Source organism: Sphingorhabdus arenilitoris (assembly GCF_042651485.1).
In the GTDB taxonomy this organism is placed as follows: domain Bacteria; phylum Pseudomonadota; class Alphaproteobacteria; order Sphingomonadales; family Sphingomonadaceae; genus Sphingorhabdus_B; species Sphingorhabdus_B arenilitoris.
On record NZ_JBHSDH010000013.1, the window covers coordinates 962185 to 983593 of the forward strand.

19 protein-coding genes are annotated in these 21409 nt (G+C 53.1%); 9 read left to right on the forward strand and 10 right to left on the reverse strand.

What is annotated here, in order from left to right:
• Window positions 1-124 precede the first annotated feature (124 nt).
• Window positions 125-538 carry a hypothetical protein gene (locus ACFOWX_RS08710; RefSeq protein WP_381423226.1) on the reverse strand — a complete coding sequence of 138 codons (414 nt, stop codon included), beginning with the start codon at window positions 536-538 and terminating at the stop codon, window positions 125-127.
• Window positions 539-877: 339 nt separating this feature from the next.
• Here ACFOWX_RS08710 and wecC point away from each other — a divergent pair, with 339 nt between their 5' ends.
• Both wecC and ACFOWX_RS08720 read left to right on the forward strand, forming a co-directional pair.
• Window positions 878-2134, forward strand: a complete 1257-nt coding sequence (wecC, locus tag ACFOWX_RS08715; RefSeq protein WP_381423228.1) for a UDP-N-acetyl-D-mannosamine dehydrogenase — start codon at window positions 878-880, stop codon at window positions 2132-2134.
• Window positions 2135-2213: 79 nt separating this feature from the next.
• Window positions 2214-3041, forward strand: a complete 828-nt coding sequence (locus ACFOWX_RS08720; RefSeq protein WP_381423231.1) for an SDR family NAD(P)-dependent oxidoreductase — start codon at window positions 2214-2216, stop codon at window positions 3039-3041.
• A 19-nt stretch (window positions 3042-3060) separates the two neighbouring features.
• Here the strand turns inward: ACFOWX_RS08720 and purU are convergent, their stop codons facing one another.
• Window positions 3061-3924, reverse strand: coding sequence for a formyltetrahydrofolate deformylase (purU, locus tag ACFOWX_RS08725; RefSeq protein WP_381423233.1), 864 nt, complete (start codon window positions 3922-3924; stop codon window positions 3061-3063).
• A gap of 60 nt (window positions 3925-3984) precedes the next feature.
• Between purU and ACFOWX_RS08730 the strand changes: the two genes are divergently transcribed.
• From ACFOWX_RS08730 to fghA, 3 genes are read left to right on the forward strand one after another with little or no spacing between them, the layout of a single operon-like run.
• Window positions 3985-5091, forward strand: a complete 1107-nt coding sequence (locus tag ACFOWX_RS08730; protein WP_381423234.1) for an S-(hydroxymethyl)glutathione dehydrogenase/class III alcohol dehydrogenase — start codon at window positions 3985-3987, stop codon at window positions 5089-5091.
• Window positions 5092-5115: 24 nt separating this feature from the next.
• On the forward strand, window positions 5116-5496 hold the full coding sequence (locus ACFOWX_RS08735) for a VOC family protein (protein WP_381424985.1): 381 nt from the start codon (window positions 5116-5118) through the stop codon (window positions 5494-5496).
• Window positions 5497-5504: 8 nt separating this feature from the next.
• A complete protein-coding gene (fghA, locus tag ACFOWX_RS08740; RefSeq protein ID WP_381423236.1) occupies window positions 5505-6338 on the forward strand; it encodes an S-formylglutathione hydrolase in 834 nt (277 codons plus the stop codon).
• Between the two features lie 12 nt (window positions 6339-6350).
• On the opposite strand, the gene ACFOWX_RS08745 is transcribed toward fghA, so the two are convergent.
• The gene (locus tag ACFOWX_RS08745; RefSeq protein ID WP_381423238.1) at window positions 6351-8705 is read right to left on the reverse strand and encodes a putative bifunctional diguanylate cyclase/phosphodiesterase; all 2355 of its coding nucleotides are present in this window, start codon (window positions 8703-8705) and stop codon (window positions 6351-6353) included.
• 154 nt (window positions 8706-8859) lie between these two features.
• Window positions 8860-10587 (reverse strand): fatty acyl-AMP ligase, encoded by a 1728-nt coding sequence (locus tag ACFOWX_RS08750; protein WP_381423240.1) that lies wholly within the window; start codon window positions 10585-10587, stop codon window positions 8860-8862.
• A gap of 145 nt (window positions 10588-10732) precedes the next feature.
• Between ACFOWX_RS08750 and ACFOWX_RS08755 the strand changes: the two genes are divergently transcribed.
• The gene (locus ACFOWX_RS08755) at window positions 10733-11278 is read left to right on the forward strand and encodes a regulatory protein RecX (protein ID WP_381423242.1); all 546 of its coding nucleotides are present in this window, start codon (window positions 10733-10735) and stop codon (window positions 11276-11278) included.
• Between the two features lie 30 nt (window positions 11279-11308).
• Here the strand turns inward: ACFOWX_RS08755 and ACFOWX_RS08760 are convergent, their stop codons facing one another.
• Both ACFOWX_RS08760 and ACFOWX_RS08765 read right to left on the reverse strand, forming a co-directional pair.
• Window positions 11309-11632 (reverse strand): DUF805 domain-containing protein, encoded by a 324-nt coding sequence (locus tag ACFOWX_RS08760; RefSeq protein ID WP_381423244.1) that lies wholly within the window; start codon window positions 11630-11632, stop codon window positions 11309-11311.
• Window positions 11633-11650: 18 nt separating this feature from the next.
• Window positions 11651-12259, reverse strand: a complete 609-nt coding sequence (locus ACFOWX_RS08765; protein WP_381423246.1) for a hypothetical protein — start codon at window positions 12257-12259, stop codon at window positions 11651-11653.
• Window positions 12260-12598: 339 nt separating this feature from the next.
• On the opposite strand from ACFOWX_RS08765, the gene ACFOWX_RS08770 reads away from it, so the two are divergent.
• Complete coding sequence (locus ACFOWX_RS08770) at window positions 12599-13642, forward strand: glycoside hydrolase family 5 protein (RefSeq protein WP_381423248.1); 1044 nt, start codon at window positions 12599-12601, stop codon at window positions 13640-13642.
• A 73-nt stretch (window positions 13643-13715) separates the two neighbouring features.
• Here ACFOWX_RS08770 and katG read toward each other — a convergent pair whose 3' ends face one another.
• Window positions 13716-15887 carry a catalase/peroxidase HPI gene (gene katG / locus ACFOWX_RS08775; protein ID WP_381423250.1) on the reverse strand — a complete coding sequence of 724 codons (2172 nt, stop codon included), beginning with the start codon at window positions 15885-15887 and terminating at the stop codon, window positions 13716-13718.
• 126 nt (window positions 15888-16013) lie between these two features.
• Window positions 16014-17162, reverse strand: coding sequence for a JmjC domain-containing protein (locus ACFOWX_RS08780; RefSeq protein WP_381423252.1), 1149 nt, complete (start codon window positions 17160-17162; stop codon window positions 16014-16016).
• A 127-nt stretch (window positions 17163-17289) separates the two neighbouring features.
• Here ACFOWX_RS08780 and ACFOWX_RS08785 point away from each other — a divergent pair, with 127 nt between their 5' ends.
• Entirely contained in the window at window positions 17290-17838 is a 549-nt protein-coding gene (locus tag ACFOWX_RS08785; protein ID WP_381423254.1) for a pseudouridine synthase, read from the forward strand.
• A gap of 40 nt (window positions 17839-17878) precedes the next feature.
• Here ACFOWX_RS08785 and ACFOWX_RS08790 read toward each other — a convergent pair whose 3' ends face one another.
• Together ACFOWX_RS08790 and ACFOWX_RS08795 are read right to left on the reverse strand one after the other, a co-directional pair.
• A complete protein-coding gene (locus tag ACFOWX_RS08790) occupies window positions 17879-19972 on the reverse strand; it encodes a RelA/SpoT family protein (RefSeq protein WP_381423256.1) in 2094 nt (697 codons plus the stop codon).
• Between the two features lie 216 nt (window positions 19973-20188).
• Complete coding sequence (locus tag ACFOWX_RS08795) at window positions 20189-20563, reverse strand: CC_3452 family protein (RefSeq protein WP_381423258.1); 375 nt, start codon at window positions 20561-20563, stop codon at window positions 20189-20191.
• Between the two features lie 144 nt (window positions 20564-20707).
• On the opposite strand from ACFOWX_RS08795, the gene ACFOWX_RS08800 reads away from it, so the two are divergent.
• Window positions 20708-21226, forward strand: coding sequence for a winged helix-turn-helix transcriptional regulator (locus ACFOWX_RS08800; RefSeq protein ID WP_381423260.1), 519 nt, complete (start codon window positions 20708-20710; stop codon window positions 21224-21226).
• Window positions 21227-21409 lie beyond the last annotated feature (183 nt).

The window sequence follows — 21409 nt, forward strand, 5'->3', positions numbered from 1 at the left end:
ATTTTGGATGCAAATGCCGTCGGTTGCAGGTGCATTGCCCATTTACGAATGGGTTTTGGCGTTCACACATATTGCAGCACGCGTCTTCGGAACATTATCACTTTCGTGGTGATACCGTAGGAATTTAGAGTTTCACATTCTCGTCATCAACCGCAAGAATTTCGTTGGTCATGTTCTCGCTCAACCTTTGCTTACCTACCAGAAAATGCGGGAACAGATTGCTTAAGGCAAACAATATTGTTGGTAAAAGCATGGTGTTCCACAGGTCCTTATAACTTTCGTCAAACTCACGGTGAGATAAGTCGCTTACATGCACTGTTTGACCGTTATCCAGCCATTCATTTCCGACGGCGAAAATAAGGACTAAAATCCACGGCAGGGCACTGGCAACCGATTTACGAAACAACACCACACCGCATAATTGGATCGCGATGGCAGCGTATATATGCAGTGCATCACGCTCCAGTCCCGTGACATCTTGTATCCAAATTTTTAATTGTATCCAATCCATCTTCACCCAATTCCTGAACAGCATCATATCTGCCTTATAACCGCAGATCCTCGATCGCGCGGTAGCCGAATTTCAGATGATATCAAACTGCGGTGTCGAATAAATTTAGGGTCGCGATTCAATAGAAACAATAACGAGATCTGAAACCATTTTGCTCAGGGCCGGGAAGCTCCCTCGGTAGCATCCCCAATTTATCATATATTTTCCATATGTTTACAAAAAATAATGTTTCCCAACAGCTTCCATTTTCCAATGCTTCGCCCCAGCCGCCGACTTGAAAATCGACGAGGTTGAAACCGTTTTTTTAATAATTGCAGTATATTGGTCAGTCGCAAAATAATTTTAGCTAGTGCTGGAGATCAATTCATGCCTCCCAAAAAAATGCCGCATGTCACCATGGTCGGCCTTGGTTATATCGGCTTACCAACCGCCGCAGTCATGGCGCGCGCCGGATTCACCGTATTGGGGCTGGATGTAAAGCAACATGTGGTTGATACCATCAACGAAGGCCGCATCCATATTGAAGAACATGATCTTGACATATTGGTGCATGACATGGTGGCTTGTGGGAGGCTGTCGGCTGCTATTCACCCGCAATCGAGCGATATATTTGTCATCGCTGTTCCGACACCTGTTCGCGAGAATAACGCGCCGGATATCAGCTGCGTGTTGCAGGCAGCCAAATGGATCGCGCCTGTTTTACAAAAAGGCAATGTCATCATATTGGAATCCACCTCCCCCATTGGGACCACTGCCAATATCGGTCAGGTGCTGGCCGAAATGCGGCCAGATTTGAACATTGCGGGACAATCCGAATCCCCTTGCGATATTCATCTGGCCTATTGCCCGGAACGCGTGCTGCCCGGACAAATTATCGCAGAGCTGGTATCCAATGACCGAAGCATCGGCGGCATGACGCCCCATTGCGCGGCCAAGGCACGGGAATTTTACGAGACATTTGTCGAAGGCGAATGTGTCGAAACCACAGCGGCTACTGCGGAAATGGTAAAGCTGGTCGAAAATGCATCGCGCGACGTGTCGATCGCTTTTGCCAATGAATTATCGTTGATCGCGGATCATGTTGGCACCGATGTTTGGGAAGTGATCTCGCTCGCCAACCGTCACCCACGGGTCAACATCCTGCAGCCCGGTCCCGGCGTAGGTGGTCATTGCATCGCGGTCGACCCCTGGTTTTTGGTGCATAGTGCGCCGGAACAAACCCCGCTCATTGCTACCGCTCGCGGGGTAAATGACGGTAAGCCGGGCTATGTAATCGCGCAGGCCGAAAAATTGATCACCGCCAATCCCGATGCAAAAATCGCCTGCCTTGGCCTCAGCTTCAAAGCCAATATCGACGATTTCCGCGAAAGCCCTGCCCTCCACATCGCCGCCGAATTGGCCAAAAAATATGGTGAGCGCGTGCAAATTGTCGAACCTTATTGCACCTCCCTACCCCCGCAATTTGACAGGAGCGGAGCTGTGCATATGGAATTGGAAAGCGCGCTTAACCAATGCGACATCATAATCGTCCTGGTCGATCACAATCGGTTCAAAAAGGTAGACCCCAGCCAGTTTGACGGAAAAATGCTGCTCGACACGCGCGGCCTGTACCGCCGTACCTGAACCAAGGGTGGAAATTGCAAAATCACTGTTGACCCGGCCTCCCCGCTAGTGTCCATTCTGCGCAGGGAGAAAGAATCTTATGAAAATCACTAACGATACCGTTGCGTTCATCACCGGCGGCGCGTCCGGCATTGGTTATGCCATTGCGGAGACATTAGCAGAGCGCGGCGCGAAGCTAATGCTCGCTGACCTGAGCCAAGCCAAGTTGGATGAAGCTGCGGCGGCATTATTGGCCAAGGGCGCGGAAGTTGCGACTGTCGTGTGCGACGTCTCAGACGAGGCGCAAATGCGCAGCGCGGCTGCCGCAACCACCGAACGCTTTGGCAAGGTCCACATTGTCGTCAACAATGCGGGCGTTGCCCTTGGCGGACGTGCGGGTGACATTGCGATCAAAGATTGGCGCTGGATTGTTGATATCAATCTTATGGGCGTCGTGCATGGCGTGGAAATTTTCGCGCCGCTCATCCAATCGCACGGCGAAGGCGGCCATTTCGTTAACACCGCATCCATGGCAGGCCATGTCGCAAGCCCGGGCATGGGGCCTTACCATGCGACAAAATTTGCCGTTGTCGGCTATTCCGAGTCCCTGCAACAGGAGCTGGCGCCGGCCAATATTGGGGTCAGCGTCCTGTGCCCTGCTTGGGTCAAAACCAATATTCACCGCAGCGCGCTTGATAAACCAACTGGCCATGTGGGTGAAGATGATCCGCTGTTCCAGAAAATGAACAGCGTCATCAATGCAGGCATCGATGCGGGCGATGTCGCAAACTGGACCGTGCAATCTATTGAGGATGACAGGCTGTATATCTTCACCCATCCCGAATTTGCGCCTTTCATCCAAAAACGAAACGAAGCGGTAAAGGCCGACTATGCGGCGGCAGCGGAATATCCGGCTTTTAAGGCATGAGCGCTAAAAACGCCCGACCCTAATCCTTGAACACCACCGTTTTTGATCCGTTCAAAAACACTCGGTCATTCAGATGAAGGTGGACCGCAGCGGCGAGCACGCGGCGTTCAATATCGCGGCCTTTGCGCACCAAATCATCGGGCGTGTCGGCGTGCGTTATGCTTTCGGCATTTTGATGGATGATCGGGCCTTCGTCGAGGTCGGCGGTGACATAATGCGCGGTCGCACCGATCATCTTGACGCCCCGGTCGTACGCCTGATGATACGGTTTTGCCCCCTTAAATCCGGGCAAAAAACTATGGTGGATGTTGATGCAGCGTCCCGACAGATAGGCCGCCAGATCATCCGATAATATCTGCATATACCGGGCCAATATCACGAGCTCTGCGCCTGATTGTTCGATGAGCGCTTTAATCTGCGCCTCCTGCGCCGCCTTGGTCTCTTTGGTCACAGGCAAATGGTGGAAAGGGATATCGCCGATCAGCGCATTGTTAATCGCCTCTTTGGGATGGTTGGAGATGATGGCGGTCACTTCCATATTCAGCTCCCCCGTGCTCAACCGGTAGAGTAGGTCCACGAGGCAATGGTCGAATTTCGACACCAGGATCACCACTTTGCGCGGCGTGCTGTTATCGCATAGTTTCCATTCCATCGCATATTTTTTGACCAAGGGCGCAAAGGCGGAACGCACGGCCGCCACATCCATATTGCTATCGGGAAAATCAAAACCGATGCGCATGAAGAAGCGTTTCTGCTCCAGATCGTCATATTGCTGCGATTCAAGGACATTGCCGCCCAGCTGCGCCAGCATGGTGGTGACAGCTGCGACGAGGCCGGGTTGATCTTCACAGGACAGCGACATAACGAACTTGTGTGATGACATAGCGGCTATCCTGTTGCACAAAGGGAATGATAAAAAAAGAGATTCATAAAGGAACGCCGAATGAAAACCCGCGCCGCTGTCGCCTTTGAAGCCAAAAGGCCGCTCGAAATTGTCGAGCTTGACCTGGAAGGACCACAGGCGGGCGAGGTTTTGGTTGAAATTATGGCCACCGGCATTTGCCACACCGATGCCTATACGCTGGACGGCCTCGATAGTGAAGGGCTGTTCCCCTCCATTTTGGGGCATGAGGGCGCAGGCATAGTGCGCGAAGTTGGCGCGGGCGTTACCAGCGTCAAGCCGGGGGATCATGTCATCCCGCTTTACACCCCCGAATGCCGTCAGTGTAAAAGCTGTTTATCGGGCAAGACCAATTTATGCACCGCCATCCGCGCGACGCAGGGCAAGGGGGTTATGCCCGACGGCACATCGCGTTTCAGCTATAAGGGGCAAACGGTTTATCATTATATGGGTTGCTCGACCTTTTCCAATTTCACCGTTTTGCCGGAAATCGCGCTGGCGAAAATTCGGCAAGACGCACCGTTTCAGACAAGCTGTTACATAGGCTGCGGCGTGACCACGGGCGTAGGCGCAGTGGTGAATACAGCGCAGGTTCGGCCCGGCGACAATGTCGTTGTCTTTGGCCTCGGCGGCATTGGGCTGAACGTAATCCAAGGCGCAAAAATGGCGGGCGCAGACCGCATTGTCGGCGTGGACGTTAACCCAGCTAAAGAAGAATGGGGGCGCAAATTCGGAATGACTGATTTCGTCAATCCAAAACAAATCGCCGATGTGGTCGCGCATTTGGTCGAAATGCTGGACGGCGGCGCCGATTATAGCTTTGATTGCACTGGCAACACCGATGTGATGCGTCAAGCGCTGGAATGCTGCCACCGGGGATGGGGAACCAGCATCATTATCGGCGTCGCAGAGGCGGGCAAGGAAATCGTCACCCGCCCGTTCCAGCTAGTGACCGGCCGCAACTGGCGCGGCACAGCCTTTGGCGGGGCAAAGGGGCGCACCGATGTCCCCAAAATTGTCGACTGGTATATGGACGGAAAAATTCAGATTGATCCGATGATCACCCATGTGCTGAAGCTGGAAGAAATTAACACCGCTTTTGACCTGATGCATAAGGGCGAGAGCATCCGCAGCGTTGTTGTATTTTAATACTAAAAGGAGAGAATTATGTCTATGTTCAGCCACATCATGCTGGGCGCCCGCGATATTGACGAGGCGAAGAAATTTTACGACGCGACCATGGGCGTGCTCGGATATAAGGAAGGCATTATCGACCCCAAGGGCCGGCTATTCTATTTTGACAAGCGCGGCACTTTTGGACTGTCTATCCCGATTGATGGTAACCCTGCGACTTGCGGAAATGGAAGCACTATCGGCTTTACCGTTGAAAGCGCAGAGCAAGCCGAAGCATGGCACGCAGCGGGCCTCGCCAATGGCGGCACCGCCATCGAAGATCCGCCCGGCATCCGCGAAGGCGGCGGTATGAAAATGCATCTCGCCTATTTACGCGATCCATCGGGCAATAAAATCTGCACATTGTTGCGCATGGGTTGACCCTTCCCATGACGCTGGAAACGCAATCCACGATAATGGCCTTTGGCGGATCGCAGGGCGTTTACCGGCATCTATCGGCAGAGACAAAGACGGACATGAGCTTCGCCGTCTTTGTCCCGCCGCATGAAGAAGGCGTGAAACTTCCGGTTATCTGGTATCTGTCGGGCCTCACCTGCACCCATGCCAATGTCATGGAAAAGGGGGAATATCGGCGGGCCTGCGCTGAATTGGGGCTGATCTTTGTCGCGCCCGACACGTCACCTCGCGGCGACAATGTGCCCGATGATGACGGTTATGATTTTGGTCAAGGCGCGGGGTTTTATGTCGATGCTATTCGCCATCCATGGGCCGCGAATTTTCGAATGCGCAGCTATATTGAACAAGAATTGCCCCAAATCATCGCGGCGCATTTCCCCGCGGACATGTCGCGTCAAGGCATTATGGGGCATAGCATGGGCGGGCACGGGGCCCTGACCATTGGACTACGCCATCCGGATACTTACAAAAGCATCTCCGCCTTTGCCCCAATTGTCAGCCCGATCAATTGCCCTTGGGGGCAGAAGGCGTTGAGCGGCTATATTGGTGACGATCCGGTTCTTTGGCGCGAATATGATGCCTGCGCGCTCATCGCCGACGGCGCGCGCACCGGCGCATTGTTGGTGGATCAGGGGACAGCCGACAATTTCCTTGCCGATCAACTGAAACCCGAATTGCTAACCGCTGCCTGCCGCGATGCGGGCATCGACTTAACGCTGAATATGCGGGATGGATATGACCATAGCTATTATTTTATTTCGACCTTCATGGCCGAACATCTGCGCTGGCACGCCGCGCGGCTTTAACAGGGCCTAATCCTACGCAACATTCCGGCGCTGAGCGGCTTTGAACAGGTCAAGGCTATCGGCAAAGCGCATCGGCCGGCCAAAATAATAGCCTTGGATTTTTTTACATCCCAGCTCTTGAATCAGTTGCAACTCTGCTTCTGTTTCGACGCCTTCTGCGGTTGTTGATAGGTCAAGCGCATCGGCCATCGCGACGACCGCGCGGATAATCGCTAGGCTTTCTGCCTTTTTCTTCGCTGCTCCTTGAACAAAGCTGCGGTCCACCTTGATGGTGTCGAACCGGACATTCGACAGATAGCCGAGCGAGCTATACCCCGTGCCGAAATCATCCAGCGACAATTTGATGCCGAGCCCGCGTATCCGCTCCAATATTTTGATTGCCAGCCCGCCATCGCGCAGGAAGATGCTTTCCGTCACCTCCAATTCCAAACGCCAGGCCGGAAGTCCGCTATCATGCAGCGCGGATATCACCGTTTCCATGAAAGCAGGTGAGGTCAGTTGATCAACCGAGATATTGACTGCAACTTTGGTGGTTTCCGGCCACTGCATCGCGTCGCGGCACGCTTGACGCAGCACCCATTCGCCAATCGGCACGATCAAACGCGCATCTTCGGCAACGGGAATGAATTTGCCGGGGGATACATTGCCAAATTTCGGATTATTCCAGCGCACAAGCGCTTCAAAGCCGACAAGAGTATGATCGCTGGCGGCGTTTACCACCGGTTGATATTCAACATGCAGCTGATTTTTATTGACGGCATCGCGCAGCTCGACCTCCATCAACCGGCGCTCCTCCGCGCTGGCGTGCAGTTTATGCTGATAGCTATTGTGGCTGTTACCGCCGACTTCTTTGGACCGGTATAGCGCCAGATCAGCACTGCGCATCAGCAGTTCCACCGTGCGGCCATCGGCGGGGCCAAAGGCGCTACCGATACTCGCACCGATGAATAAGGTGTTTTGATCCACCTCATAAGGACGCGAGAGAGTTCCGATTATTTTCTTGGCTAGGTCGGCCACATATTGAGCGCTCGACGCATCCTTGACCACAACCGCAAATTCGTCGCCGCCCAAACGCCCGCATAATTCATTGTCGGACATGATAAGCTGCAGCCTTTTGGCCACTTGCGCCAATAACCGGTCGCCAACAGGATGGCCGAGCGTATCATTAACCGCCTTAAACCGGTCGAGGTCGATCATCATAAAGGCGCAGCGGCGCCGCCATTTATCAGAATCCTGCAACGCCGCACCCAAGGTTTCGGTTAGCTGCAGCCGGTTTGGCAATCCGGTTAGCGTATCGAAGCGGGCCAAATGCGAGATTTTATCGGCGGATTCCCGCTGCTCGGTCACATTGGATCCTACGCCTCGAAACCCTAAAAAACTGCCATTCTCGCCATAGCGCGGTGATGCGGATAATTCCCACCAGCGGTTTTTGCCGTTAATGACAACGGGAACGATCAGGTTGCTAAATGCCTCCCGCTTTTTCAAACGATCGGCAACATCATGCAAAGCTTGGTCATATTTGCCATTTTCCCATGCGTCTCCGGCAATGAGCTTCAACAACGGCTGACCTTCAATCTCTTTCGCTTCTTGGCCCAGCGCATAGGCAAAACGCGGGCTGACATGCGTGACACAGCGCGATGTGTCGGTTTGCCACAACCAATCGGCACCGCTATCCTCAAACTCGCGTAACAGCAGGCTGACGGTTTCTGATTTGTCCTGCAGCACCTTTCCAGCGACTTCGAACAATATTTGTGCACGGGCAGAGCGCAGTGTCGCGGCGATGAGCAAACCGCCAATAGCAAGCGCCGCCAGCGCCAGATAATAGCCTTCGTGATAGATAAATATGGCCGACGCACAAAGGCTCGTCACGGTGATGAAAATCGTTGCCGACATGGGCGCCGTTGGTAACAGCAAAGACGCATAGACCATCATCGCAAGGGCAATGGACCATAGGCCCAGCATTTGCATGACATCGCCATGCAGCCCCAATAGGAAAAATGCGGATCCCCAAACGATCCCCGTCAAACCGGCATGGAATTGAAACTGGCGCAGATCGGCCTTGCCAAAATGCTGACGCAAGCTTGCTGGTCCGGCATCAAATTGGTGGAATGAATATGCGTGGAAACCCACAAATAGGACGAGCCAGCCTACCGTTGCCCAGACAGGGGCGGTATCGCGGTAAAGAGCCAGCGCGACCACCGCGAAAAACAGGTTGATGGCGACACGCAAGAATGATCTGTCGCGCAAGGACCGCGTTTGAATCGAGCGCACAAATTCGCTGTCCATACCAACGGGATCGGCCAGGCCCAAAAGAGCCCGGAACGAAATATCCGCTGGTAAATCTGCATTTTGGTCAATTTCCGTCACACCATCGCTTCTAGCTTGCGAACCTTACCGATTGGTAAGCAAAGGCCCAGAAGCGGGACGAAATGGATATTTATTATCTATATATTACATATATTTATAATATTTACCAGATATTTACCACGAAAAGGCCGCGGTGGTAGTGTGTTTAGATACCTTACGCCGCCACCTGATAGGGTTGAATCTCTCCGGACAGATACAGGTTCCTCGCCTTTGCCCGGCTCAACTTGCCAGAGCTGGTGCGGGGCAATGTGCGCGGCGGAACCAGCTCAACGACGCAATTCATACCGGTAACCGACCGAACCTTATCCTTAATCTGTTCATGCAGTTTTGCCCGTTCGCTATCGTCCGACGTGCGGCATTGAACCAACACAGCAGGCGTTTCTTCGCCGCCCGGTGTTGTTATAGAAAAAGCAGCAATATCGCCCGATTTGAAACCCGGTAATTGCTCCACGGCCCATTCAATATCCTGCGGCCAGTGATTCTTGCCGTTGATGATGATCATGTCTTTGGCCCTGCCGACGATGAAAATATATCCATCCGACATATATCCCATATCGCCAGTATCCAGCCAGCCATCAACCAAACAGGCGGCGGTCGATTCGGGATCGCGGAAATATTCCTTCATCAGGCTGGGCCCGCTGCACCATACTTTGCCAATCGCTTGATCAGGCAGGATGTTGCCGTCTTCGTCGCGTATCTCAATCGTCATATCCTTCACGGCTTTGCCGCAATTAACGATCGCCCTGTAGCGTGTAGGCCGGTCTTGGCTGCCGCTTTGACCGCTCAGTTCCGTTTCCTCAACCAGCTCAACCTTAATCCCCTCACCCATTGGCATGATGGATACCGCCAAAGTGGCTTCGGCCAGGCCATAGCTCGGCGCAAAGGCCCGCGCGCTGAAACCAGCGTCGCCAAAAGCGTCGACAAAGCTCTGCATCACGTCTGGGCGGATCATATCGGCGCCGTTGCCCGCGAGCCGCCATTTGGATAGATCAAACCGTTCGCCCACATGGCTTTGGCTGGAAATACGGCGCGCGCATATGTCGTAGCCAAAGGTCGGGGAATAGCTGATCACCGTGCCGTCGGCTTTGCTGATCATATCAAGCCAAGCCAATGGCCGGCGGGCGAAATCCTCGGTCTTCATATAGTCCGTCGAAACTTGATTAGCGACCGGCGACAGGAAGCATCCCACGAGGCCCATATCATGATACCAGGGCAGCCACGATACACAGCGGTCGCCCTCAATCACTTCCATACCGTGCGAATGGGCAGACAGATTATTCAGCAACGCCTTATGCGTGACTGCCACGCCATGCGGGAAACGGGTCGATCCACTGGAATATTGGAGATAGCAAATCTCATCCGTATGCGCTTTTGGCAATTCGCATTGCAGCGCGATCCGGTCAGTAAATTCGGCCCAGTCAAGGCCTTCGACGCCGCAATTCTGCGCCGCTGCGCCCGCCATTTCAGATAGTTCCGGCGGGAAGAATAATATCGACGGGTCGCTGCTTTTCAGCTGCACCGACAATTGGTCAATATAGCTTTCCTTGCCGCCAAAGCTGGTTGGCAAGGGTAGCGGCACCGGCCATGCGCCCGCATAGACGCAGCCAAAGAATAAGGCCGCAAAGTCCGGCCCCGTTTCGGCGATCAGCGCGATGCGGTCTTCCTTCTGCACTCCGTGGCTGATCAGGCGATAGGCGACATCCATTGCATCTTTTTGCATCTCCGCATAAGGATATGGCCGCGCGAGATTGCCGCGCATGTCATGGAAATTCAGCCCGCGTTTCCCGCTGGCGGCATAATCCAATGCTTCCCCCAATGTTGCAAAGTCGGACAAACGGCGCGGCAATTGATCCAGCGTCGGCGTTGGTACGAGTTCACTCATATATTTCCCATTCCTTATTCGTAGCGACCATATTTTTGGTAAACATGTGCCCGTTCCCGAAACTTAACCCATATTTCCTATGATCGCGATCTTATAGACGGCGATGCGAGTTTAAAATTGGGTATGACTGTGGCAACAATGGGGCGTGAAAGACCGTTCGACTCAAAAAAGGCCCGCCCCGCCGCTCGACAACCGCCGCCTGCGCGATTTGGCGCTTCATTATGTGGGCCGTTATGCAACCACAAAAGCTAAACTTGCCAGCTATTTACAGCGCAAGATACGCGAACGCGGCTGGACCGCGGATGAAAAACGCCCTGATCTGGAGGCATTGACACAGGAATTCGCCAATTTGGGTTATATTGACGATGCCGCTTATGCCGCTTCGCGCGCCCGCAGTTTTGCACGGCGCGGCTATGGCCAAAGACGGTTGGAGCAGGACATTTATGCGGCGGGAATTAGCGACGCCGACGCCGCCGACGCCCGCAGCGAAAGCGCAGCCCAATTATGGGACAGCGCTCATGCTTTTGCTCGGCGCAAGCGTATCGGCCCCTATGCCGCCGAAAGCGCCCCGCCCGAAAAGAGGCAAAAACAACTGGCCGCCTTCATCCGCGCCGGCCATGACTTTGACATCGCCCGCAAATTTGTATTTGCCGACCCCGGAACAACCATAGACGGCGACGATGGTGCGTGACAGCATGTGTCTACGAGCTGTTAGACAACTTTATTGCTCTATCCCGTAAAAATATATCATCAATCCTGTGCCAACCGTTGGCAGCAGAAAACAAAGATATAACCAGCCACTACGCCCGGTATCGCGCAACCGGTTCAAACAGCTGGCAAAATTCATGTATATCACTGATAATATGATCAGCACCAACAGCATTTTTTCGGCGCCATTGCGCTGATTTACTGGCGCAGCGGTATCCGATGCAAACATGATCGTCATGGCCATGGCGGCAAAAGCAAAAACCCAGATCAACAGCTGTAAAAGCCACCAATCACCTCTATTTATCCGTCCGGCAAACGGGTTGAGAGCAAACATCATAAGTCTAAAATAACCTTCTTATATAGCAGCAGATTTGTTGCTAAATGCTGGATAATTTCGCCACCGATATTCGAATATTTCTTGGATGCGGGGGCACGGTGGTTCAACGGCGCTAATTTCCGCGTCCCACATCGCTTGTATGTCTTCAAATTCCGTGCGCAGTTGCGCCACCTCTTCGGTAGCCGCTATTAGTTTGGGATGTTGGTTACCATCGGTAATCCCAAGCATTTTGGGGTCGATCCCAAATTTGCCTTGCAGCTTTGCATACTGTTTTTCGGCAGTGGCAAGTTTCTTGGCAATTTTGTCAGCTTTCAATTTATTCCTGACGTAAACTTGGGCCAGAACACGCTTTTCAGACCCAATCCGCCAATATTCGCGCAAACCAATCGGGACTGGCCCAAATTTATTTGTCCATTTCTGCCCAAGGATGAACGCCAATAACAAAAGGATTAGGAACAGCGGTAGTTCAACTAAGCCTACTAAAATGCGCTCCCCTTGGTTCAGGTTTCCGCCACTAGCCAGAGTAGCGGCCAACAATAATTTCAACAAAAATGCCCAGATTGTTAGCCATATCGAATGCCAGCGATTCCAGCCTATATCATTGAGGCGCGCAGCGACTATGGCCATAAACAGGCCGCCAGTCAGCACCATCATAAAACCGTTAAATGCCAAAAAGAACGGCAAGATAATGACGGCCCCGATAAGGTAGCTTTTCCCGCCGGACCTCATCCTGAATAAATCGGTTACTGATTTGAACATTAGCCCCTCCTACCGAGCGAAAATTACCGATCATGCGTAAATTTTGCGTAAAAACTTAAGTGGTTTTGGTGTTGTCCAAGCTCTGGATAGAAAGCCGTTCACAGGACCAGATTTCATCACCTCAGTGGTCGACAAGCTTGCCTTTGCATATGACAACGATGTACATGGCCGGCGACATAATTGAATATTGAGAGAGAAAGCATCGTTATGAACTACGCAAAAGCTATCGCCATTGTCACGGCCTTCGCCGCAATGGGGACCATCGGCGAGGCAGCCGTTGCATCGGCCGATGCACCGCATTCGTCGTCCGCGAAAACCACGCCGAGTGAGCAAACGCCTGTTGAACAATTTGGCGCACTGTCGGTCACCGGAAACCGGATCACCGATGCATCGGGACGTGCTATTGCATTGTCAGGGGTCAGCCATTTCTGGTCGAACAGCAATTGGGGTCAGGAGGGGTTATATACCGCAGAGGCGGTTGATTATTTTGCCGATGAATGGGATGCCTCGCTGTTCCGCGCGGCGATGGGCGTGGATGCCGGTGGCGGCTATTTGGAGGATAAAGCCAATGAGGTCCGCACCCGCAAGGTAATTGACGCAGCCATAGAGAAAGGCGCTTATGTCTTGATCGATTGGCACTCGCATCATGCCGAGGATCATCCGGATGAAGCGGTTAAATTTTTTACCCGCATGGCCGAAATTTACGGCGACAAGCCCAATGTGATTTATGAGATATATAACGAGCCGCTCAATATCAGCTGGTCTGACACGCTGAAGCCCTATTCCGAAAAAGTGATCGCAGCGATCCGCAAGGTCGATCCCGACAATTTGATTATCGTGGGCACGCCCAATTGGTCGCAAGATGTGGATGTAGCAGCGAAAGACCCGATCCAGGGATATAACAATATCGCCTATACCATGCATTTTTATGCCGGCACGCACCGCGAGGAATTGCGCAAAAAGACTCAAGCAGCGCTTGATGCGGGCCTTGCGATATTTGTCACAGAATGGGGGGCGATCAATGCCAATGGCGACGGAGATGTCGATGCAGCATCGGTCGCAGAATGGTTCCAATTCCTCGACAAAAACTGCCTATCCAGCGCCAATTGGGCAGTCAGCACAAAGAAGGAAGGCGCATCCATTTTCAAAAGCAGCACGCCTCAAACCGGCCCATGGACCGACCGCGACCTGACCGCATCGGGCAAGCTGGTGAAAGGAATTGTGCACGGCGGCACGCGTATTTGCGGCTAAGCTAAACGGGGCATAAAAAAAGGCGGCCCGGTATAGTGCCGGACCGCCTTTTGTAGATAATGTTGCCGCTCAATCAGGCGAGATCGAAGCGGTCGTTATTCATAACCTTTGTCCATGCAGCGACAAAATCGTTCACGAATTTCTCGCCATTGTCGCTCTGCGCATAGGCTTCGGAAACCGCGCGCAGCTGCGAATTGGAACCGAAGACCAGGTCAACGCGGCTTGCCTTATATTTCGGCGCACCGCTCTTGCGGTCGTGACCTGTATATTCCTCTTCGCTGCTACCATCCACAGGCGTCCATTTGGTACCCATGTCCAGCAAGTTGACGAAGAAATCATTGGTCAGATGGCCCACACGGTCTGTAAATACGCCATGTTCGCGGCCTCCGCTATTGGCGCCAAGCACGCGAAGCCCGCCGACCAATGCCGTCATTTCGGGGATCGACAGGCCAAGAAGCTGCGCTTTATCGATCAACATCTCTTCGGTCTTCACACCGGCTTTCGTTTTCAGATAGTTGCGGAAACCATCGGCAAACGGCTCCAGCGGTTCAAAGCTTTCGGCGTCGGTATGTTCGTCACCTGCATCTCCGCGTCCACCGGTGAAAGGAACAGAAACCTTGTAACCTGCGTCATGCGCCGCCTTCTCAACCGCGGCCGTTCCGGCAAGAACAATGGCATCAGCCATCGACAAATCGCCTTTCAGCTCTTCGATCTTGGCCAATACTTTAGCAAGCTCTGCCGGATCGTTGGCTTCCCAATCCTTTTGCGGAGCCAGCCGCACACGTGCGCCGTTCGCGCCGCCGCGGTGATCCGAATTGCGGTATGAGGATGCTGAAGCCCACGCGGCCTTCACAAGCTCGCTCACGCTCAGCCCGCTGCTGAGGATTTTTGCTTTGAAATCGGAAACCGCGCTGTCCGATGGCATGGCGCCAGCGGGCACGGGATCCTGCCAAATCAGGTCTTCGGCAGGAACGTCCGGTCCTTTATAGCGGATTTTGGGTCCCATATCGCGGTGGCATAGTTTAAACCATGCGCGCGCGAATGCGTCGTCCAACTGCTCAGGATGCGCCAAGAAGCGCTCCGAAATCTTGCGGTAATCAGGATCCATTTTCAGCGCCATGTCCGCCGTGGTCATGATCGTGGGAACCTTCTTCGAAGGATCGCGCGCATCGGGCGCCATATCTTCGGGTTCGGGGTCGATCGGTGTCCATTGCTGCGCACCTGCGGGGCTATGCACCAGCTTATAGTCATATTTGAACAGCAGCCGGAAATAATCATGGCTCCAGCTTGTTGGGTTGTTCGACCATGATCCTTCGATGCCCGAAGTGGTAATGTTGCCCGCCGCAATTTCATCTTCATTATGCAGCCAGCCGAAGCCTTGCAGATGCAGGTGCTCGCCTTCGGGTGATCCGCCAAATGTGTCCGCAGGTTTTGCGCCGTGCGCTTTACCAAAGGCGTGACCGCCCGCGGTTAGCGCGACGGTTTCTTCGTCATTCATCGCCATGCGCGCGAATGTTTCGCGCATATCGCGTGCCGACAACAAGGGTTCAGCAATACCGCCCGGACCTTCCGGATTGACGTAGATCAGGCCCATCTGGATCGCCGCCAGCGGATTTTCGATCATCGTGCCTTTGTCTTCGATGATGCGGGTTTCAACGCCCTGATCCACCCATAGCTCTTCGGTGCCCCAATAGGTCATTTCGGGTTCGTATACATCGGCGCGGCCGCCGCCGAAACCGAACACTGGTCCGCCCATGCTTTCAATCGCCACGTTACCGGCCAGGATGAAAAGGTCGGCCCAGCTTACTTGATTGCCGTATTTTTGTTTGATCGGCCAAAGCAGGCGGCGCGCCTTGTCAAGGTTGCCGTTGTCTGGCCAGCTGTTGAGCGGGGCGAAACGCTGCTGCCCGCTGCCCGCACCGCCGCGGCCATCGCCGGTGCGATAGGTGCCAGCTGCATGCCATGCCATGCGGATGAAGAAGGGACCATAATGACCATAATCAGCGGGCCACCACTCCTGGCTATCCGTCATCAAAGCGGTGAGATCGTTTTTCAAACCCTGATAGTCTACTTTGCTAAATGCTTCCGCATAGTTGAAATCTTCACCCAGCGGGTTTGCGCTTTTCCCGCCTTGGGTCAGGATTTCCAGTTGCAGCGAATCCGGCCACCAATCCTTATTTGTGCGGCCCAGTAGCGAGCGCTGTTCACCCTCATGCATTACTGGGCATTTGCTCATCTCATTCATTATGACTCTCCATTTCATCGGGGGATTATGATTTATTAGATATCACTATAAACTATCAATTTTATAAGGCCATCTACCAACAGATTTTATGACATAGACATATAGGGTTTTTCGATCAAACCTAGTTTAAGCATCGGAAAAAGCGATAATTCCCTGATTTAACAGCGTAACGAGCGTCGGTGCTGCACCCGGTAAGTTCAACAACTCCGTATCAATATCTGCCTGCATATTGGCACAGAGCAGACGAGCAAAATCGGCAAACGCATCGGTGCAGGCAAATTCTTGCCCATCGGCAAACAACATGACGTTTCCGCCCTCCTGCTCAATAAAGGCCAGTCTTGCCGCCGGATTACGCAGCAGCACAGCGCCGTTCGCGGCAGCGGTGATCAGGCTATTCTCTGTGAATTTTTCTTCCGCTGCCCAGTCTATTTCAGGATATTTGGCTAAACTGCTATACCGCCCAAACCAGCGAGCAAATTCCGCTCGGTCGGACAGCGCCCGGATCACCATATCGTGTAATCTGGCAATCGCGTCAGGGCTGATTTCTCCGGCATTTCCTTGCATAGTCAAATCGGGGTCGGTGTAGCGCGGATCAGCCGCCATCGTTTCAATGATATGGTCACAATAATCGCCCAGCATTTCGCCCGCAGATGGGGCCCGAAAACCTACCGAATAGGTCATGCAATCATCACCAACCGCAATGCCATTATGCGAAATGCCGGGCGGAACATAAAGCATATCGCCGGGTTCGAGCAGCCATTCTTCCTGCACTTCAAAGTCAGCGAGCAAACGCAGGTCATCATGCGGGACGAGAGGGCTATCGCCATTACAAGCGCCGCCAACTTGCCAGCGCCGCCGCCCCAAGCCCTGTATCAAGAATACATCATATTGATCAAAATGCGCGCCCACCCCTCCGCCATCGGTGGCATAGCTGACCATCACATCATCAATCCGCCAATCGGGAATGAAACGGAAAGGCGCGATCAACGCGGCAACCTCTGGAGAAAAATGATCAACCGCCTGCACCAACAACGTCCATGGTGCCAAGCCCATTTCGGCAAAGCGGCTATCTGAAAAGGGGCCAAACTCGGCCCTTGGACCGTCCGCGTCTTGAACCACCAGCCGCGACTCCACCTCCGCTTCGCAGGCCAGCCCCGCCAATTCGTCGGGCGTGAGCGGGTTTTGCCAATTATCAAACGCGCCCCGGATCAGCATTGGTTTTTTCTGCCAATAATCGCGCAGAAACACATCGGGATCAAAATGGGTGAGTTGCATAGACTTCTGCTACACGGATTTGCGCGCAGGGGCAGCGGTAAATTTATACTTTGGTTGCAAAACTCCCGCTCGGTATTGCCAACCGGGCGTGTTTGCCAAAATCCTGCCATGGTGCCAAAGGAGGTTCATGGCCAAACTTATCCTGTTTAACAAACCGTATGGTGTGCTGTCGCAATTTACCGACCGGGGCAGCGAAACCGTGCGCGAAACGCTGTCCGATTATATCGCTATGCCCGGTATATATCCCGCAGGGCGGCTTGACCGCGACAGCGAAGGCTTGCTGCTCCTCACCGATGACGGGCGGCTGCAATCGCGCATATCTGATCCCAAATACAAGTTGCCAAAAACCTATTTGGTTCAAGTGGAGGGCGAGGCCACCGATACCGCTCTCGCAAAGCTGGAACAGGGGATTCTGCTGAAAGATGGCATGACCGCACCGGCTAAGGCCCAGCGGATTGATCCGCCCGATTTATGGGAACGCGATCCGCCAGTGCGCTTTCGTAAAACCGTGCCTGATTGCTGGATTAGCCTTACTATCCGAGAAGGACGCAACCGGCAAGTCCGGCGCATGACCGCCGCCGCTGGCTTACCAACATTGCGGTTGATACGCTGTGCGATTGGCGAATGGACTTTGGATGGTATTGATCCGGGCACCTGGAAACATATCAAAATTTAGGACGCTTACCCCATCAGGTATAACCCAAATGGTTATTGCCTTAGTCATAAACTCGGTCGGCCTGTGCCACGGCCTCGGATGCACGCAAGGCGGAAATGATCCGCATCAAATGATGCAGATCATGCACCTCCAGATCGATTTCAAAAGTATGGAATTGTTGATCTCGCGCGGTCAGGCGCAGGTTCAGGATATTCGCTTTTTGAAAACCAAATATCCCGGCAATTTCCCCCAATGTGCCGGGCCTGTTATGGATGATCGCACGCACCCGGGCCGCAGCACCGTCGCTATCTTGGCCCCAGCTTAAATCCACCCAGTCGATATCCATTCCGCTGGCAAGCCGGTCGCATTCAATCGTGTGAACTTCAACAGGCTGATCGGGGATGCGCAGACCTACAATTCGGTCGCCGGGCACCGGGTGACAGCAATCACCCAGATGGTAACCCATTCCGGGCGTCAATCCGCGTATCGATATCGCCCGTTCCTGACTGGCCCATTCTGCATCTATTTCATCGGTATCGAAACCCGGGACGAGCGCCTGAATCAATTGCTTGTCATTGATTTTACCAGTGCCAACCGCGTGCATCAAATCATCTTCGCTGTCATAGCCGAGCCGTTCGGTCGCAGCAATCAGCGCTTTTTTGCCAATCTTCATGGGCGCGCGTTGCACGACTTCGTCATACAGCTCCCGTCCAATGGCGATAAGCTCATCGCGTTCCTGAAAACGAACATGTCGCCGGATCGCGGCACGGGCCTTGCCTGTCACAACAAAATTGAGCCAATTGGCCTGCGGCTCTTGCGCTGCGCTTTTCAATATCTCAACCATATCGCCGTTGGCCAATTGGGTGCGCAGCGGGACGTGGCGTCCGTTAATCTTGGCCCCAACGGTTTTATCGCCGAGGTCAGTATGCACGGCGTAGGCAAAGTCAACCGCAGTTGCGCCCTTGGGTAATTGGTGCAACGCGCCTTTCGGGCTAAAAGCAAAGATGCGGTCTTGATACATGGCCATCCGCGCATTTTCGAGCAGCTCTTCGGCATCGTGGCTGGTATCTAAAATCTCGATCAAATCGCGAATCCAGCCCGCCTGCCCGTCGGATGCGCCATGTTGTTTATAGGCCCAATGAGCGGCAAAGCCGAATTCTGACGCTTCATGCATTGCCTTGCTGCGAATTTGGACTTCCACCCGCATATTTTGTGCGAATAGTATCGTCGTGTGGATCGACCGGTACCCATTGCGTTTGGGGGTGGAAATAAAATCCTTAAACCGCCCCGGGACCATTTGCCATTTGCGGTGCAGCACGCCCAGCGCCCAGTAGCAATCTTCCGGATTTTCGGTAATGATGCGAAAGGCGTTAATATCGGACAGCTGATCAAAGGCAACATGGCGTTCCTGCATCTTGCGCCAGATCGAATAAGGGTGTTTTTCGCGTCCCGATACCGTGACTTTCAACCCGTGACGGTGCATCTCTTTACTGATCCCATCATTGATCGAATCCAAGCTGATATCCGCATTTTCCCGGATATGTTTCAGCCGTCGGGTAATCGTCTCATATGCCTCGGGCTCCAGCTGTTCAAAGGCGAGCAGCTGCATCTCCCGCATATATTCATACATGCCAATGCGTTCCGCCAGCGGGGCATAAATATCCATAGTTTCTTTGGCGATGCGGCGGCGCTTTTCCTCGCTTTTTATATAATGCAAGGTCCGCATATTATGCAGCCGGTCGGCGAGCTTAACCAACAGCACGCGGATATCATTGGAGATGGCCAGCAGGAATTTGCGCAAATTTTCAGCCGCGCGTTCATCCTCTGTCTGTGCCTCTATCTTCGACAGCTTCGTCACGCCGTCGACCAGCTGCGCCACTTCGCTTCCAAATTTGGCTTCGACATCTTCGATAGTGGTCAGCGTATCTTCAACCGTGTCATGGAGCAGCGCGGTGATGATGGTTTCCTCATCCATCTTCAAGTCGGTCATTAATCCTGCCACCTCAACTGGATGGCTGAAATACGGATCGCCGCTTGCGCGTTTTTGGCTGCCATGCATCTGCACAGTGTAAACATAGGCCCGGTTCAGCCGGTCCTCATCCACATCGGGGGCATAAGCACGCACCCGGTCCACCAATTCATATTGCCGCATCATATTATGCTAGCTTGGGGCAAATGCGCTGTGTTGCAACAAAAAAATGCGCCAGATCCGCTGTTTTTGCATCATCCAATGCAGGATATAATGCAGGCAGGCGGACCGGCGCAGTCTATTTTCCGATTCTACCGGCGACATGCGGGGCAAAAAGCCGTTATGCCGCGGGCCGAAGCCCTGAGGGGGTGAGGAGAGCAGAAACGGAAAGAAAGTGACAAATTATTTTGCAGCGGCAACGGCTGACGGCGCTCCTGCACCGCCTTTGTTATTGCAGCTGGCGATATCTTGTGCGTCAAATTCACGGCCACCCGCTTGAAACGATTTTACCGCGCCCAATTCTTTGACCACCGCGATGCACATATTCTTATGCGCCGTAGAGGCCAACGGAGCAGCACATTGTCCATCGGTGCATGTCACAAACACGCCCTTGATACGCTGCTTCGTAGTCACGCTGTTTTGCGTCAATTCAATGGTATAAAAATTGACACCGGGCTTGACCGCATGAGCTTGCGGCGCGACAAATAAGAGAGTGAAGCTGACAAACAGGGCGCATAGCAGAGCGCCCAAACGAGATGAAAACCGGGAGAGGGTCATCGTTTATTCCTTTTCAAATTTATGATTCGCTTTTAAGTTGCGAATCGCTACTTAAATAACCTCGAATTAGGTTGCAACTTAAAACTGATATAAATTTTGATTTTATACCCGCTATCGCCCTACAATGATGGGCAAGGAGATTTTATGGGCAAATTGAGAGAATCGCTGCGTGACATTGATGATTGCGGTCTGCCCAATGCGTTGGAGGCAATGGGGGAACGCTGGTCATTCATGATCCTGCGTGCATCATTCAACGGCGTGTATCATTTTGAGGAATTTCTGTCCGAAATTGGCATTGCCCGAAACATTTTGGCGAACCGTCTCACCAAGTTAACAGAGGCAGGCATATTACACCGCACGCCCTGCCCCAATGATCGCCGTAAGGTGGAATATCGCCTTACCGAAAAGGGGCTTGATTTACTTCCGGCGATGATCGCATTGCGCCAATGGGGCGAAAAATGGGGCACTGGTATCGTTTCCAATCCGGTATTGGTGGACGAAAAAGATCAGCAACCAATCTTACCCGTTACCATCAGAAGCCATGACGATAAAGTTTTGGGACCAAAGGATTTATGCTGGCTTGACGCGAGCGAAATTAAAGAAATCGGATATACCGGTCATGATGCTGCGCCAAACAATGTGCGCAAAATCGGCACCATGTGAATATATCATAACATACTGAAATAAAACATCATCTTACCCCTATTTACAGGTTAGAAAGTAAGTTTGAGTTTTGTCCGCGAATCTGCTATAAGCTTCGCACCGGCTTAGTTTTAGGCCTCCTCATCATGCGCCATTTTTGGCCATGATGCAGACAGGAGAATTTCAGATCATCGAGCGCCAATT

Coding starts and splice junctions, on each gene's coding strand:
- katG (WP_381423250.1), bottom strand. CDS start 15,887: ATGAATGAGATGAGCAAATGCCCAGTAATGCATGAGGGTGAACAGCGC.
- ACFOWX_RS08720 (WP_381423231.1), top strand. CDS start 2,214: ATGAAAATCACTAACGATACCGTTGCGTTCATCACCGGCGGCGCGTCC.
- purU (WP_381423233.1), bottom strand. CDS start 3,924: ATGTCATCACACAAGTTCGTTATGTCGCTGTCCTGTGAAGATCAACCC.
- ACFOWX_RS08785 (WP_381423254.1), top strand. CDS start 17,290: ATGGCCAAACTTATCCTGTTTAACAAACCGTATGGTGTGCTGTCGCAA.
- ACFOWX_RS08780 (WP_381423252.1), bottom strand. CDS start 17,162: ATGCAACTCACCCATTTTGATCCCGATGTGTTTCTGCGCGATTATTGG.
- fghA (WP_381423236.1), top strand. CDS start 5,505: ATGACGCTGGAAACGCAATCCACGATAATGGCCTTTGGCGGATCGCAG.
- ACFOWX_RS08730 (WP_381423234.1), top strand. CDS start 3,985: ATGAAAACCCGCGCCGCTGTCGCCTTTGAAGCCAAAAGGCCGCTCGAA.
- ACFOWX_RS08765 (WP_381423246.1), bottom strand. CDS start 12,259: ATGGCCATAGTCGCTGCGCGCCTCAATGATATAGGCTGGAATCGCTGG.
- ACFOWX_RS08795 (WP_381423258.1), bottom strand. CDS start 20,563: ATGACCCTCTCCCGGTTTTCATCTCGTTTGGGCGCTCTGCTATGCGCC.
- ACFOWX_RS08760 (WP_381423244.1), bottom strand. CDS start 11,632: ATGATGTTTGCTCTCAACCCGTTTGCCGGACGGATAAATAGAGGTGAT.
- wecC (WP_381423228.1), top strand. CDS start 878: ATGCCTCCCAAAAAAATGCCGCATGTCACCATGGTCGGCCTTGGTTAT.
- ACFOWX_RS08735 (WP_381424985.1), top strand. CDS start 5,116: ATGTTCAGCCACATCATGCTGGGCGCCCGCGATATTGACGAGGCGAAG.
- ACFOWX_RS08770 (WP_381423248.1), top strand. CDS start 12,599: ATGAACTACGCAAAAGCTATCGCCATTGTCACGGCCTTCGCCGCAATG.
- ACFOWX_RS08790 (WP_381423256.1), bottom strand. CDS start 19,972: ATGATGCGGCAATATGAATTGGTGGACCGGGTGCGTGCTTATGCCCCC.
- ACFOWX_RS08750 (WP_381423240.1), bottom strand. CDS start 10,587: ATGAGTGAACTCGTACCAACGCCGACGCTGGATCAATTGCCGCGCCGT.
- ACFOWX_RS08800 (WP_381423260.1), top strand. CDS start 20,708: ATGGGCAAATTGAGAGAATCGCTGCGTGACATTGATGATTGCGGTCTG.
- ACFOWX_RS08710 (WP_381423226.1), bottom strand. CDS start 538: ATGATGCTGTTCAGGAATTGGGTGAAGATGGATTGGATACAATTAAAA.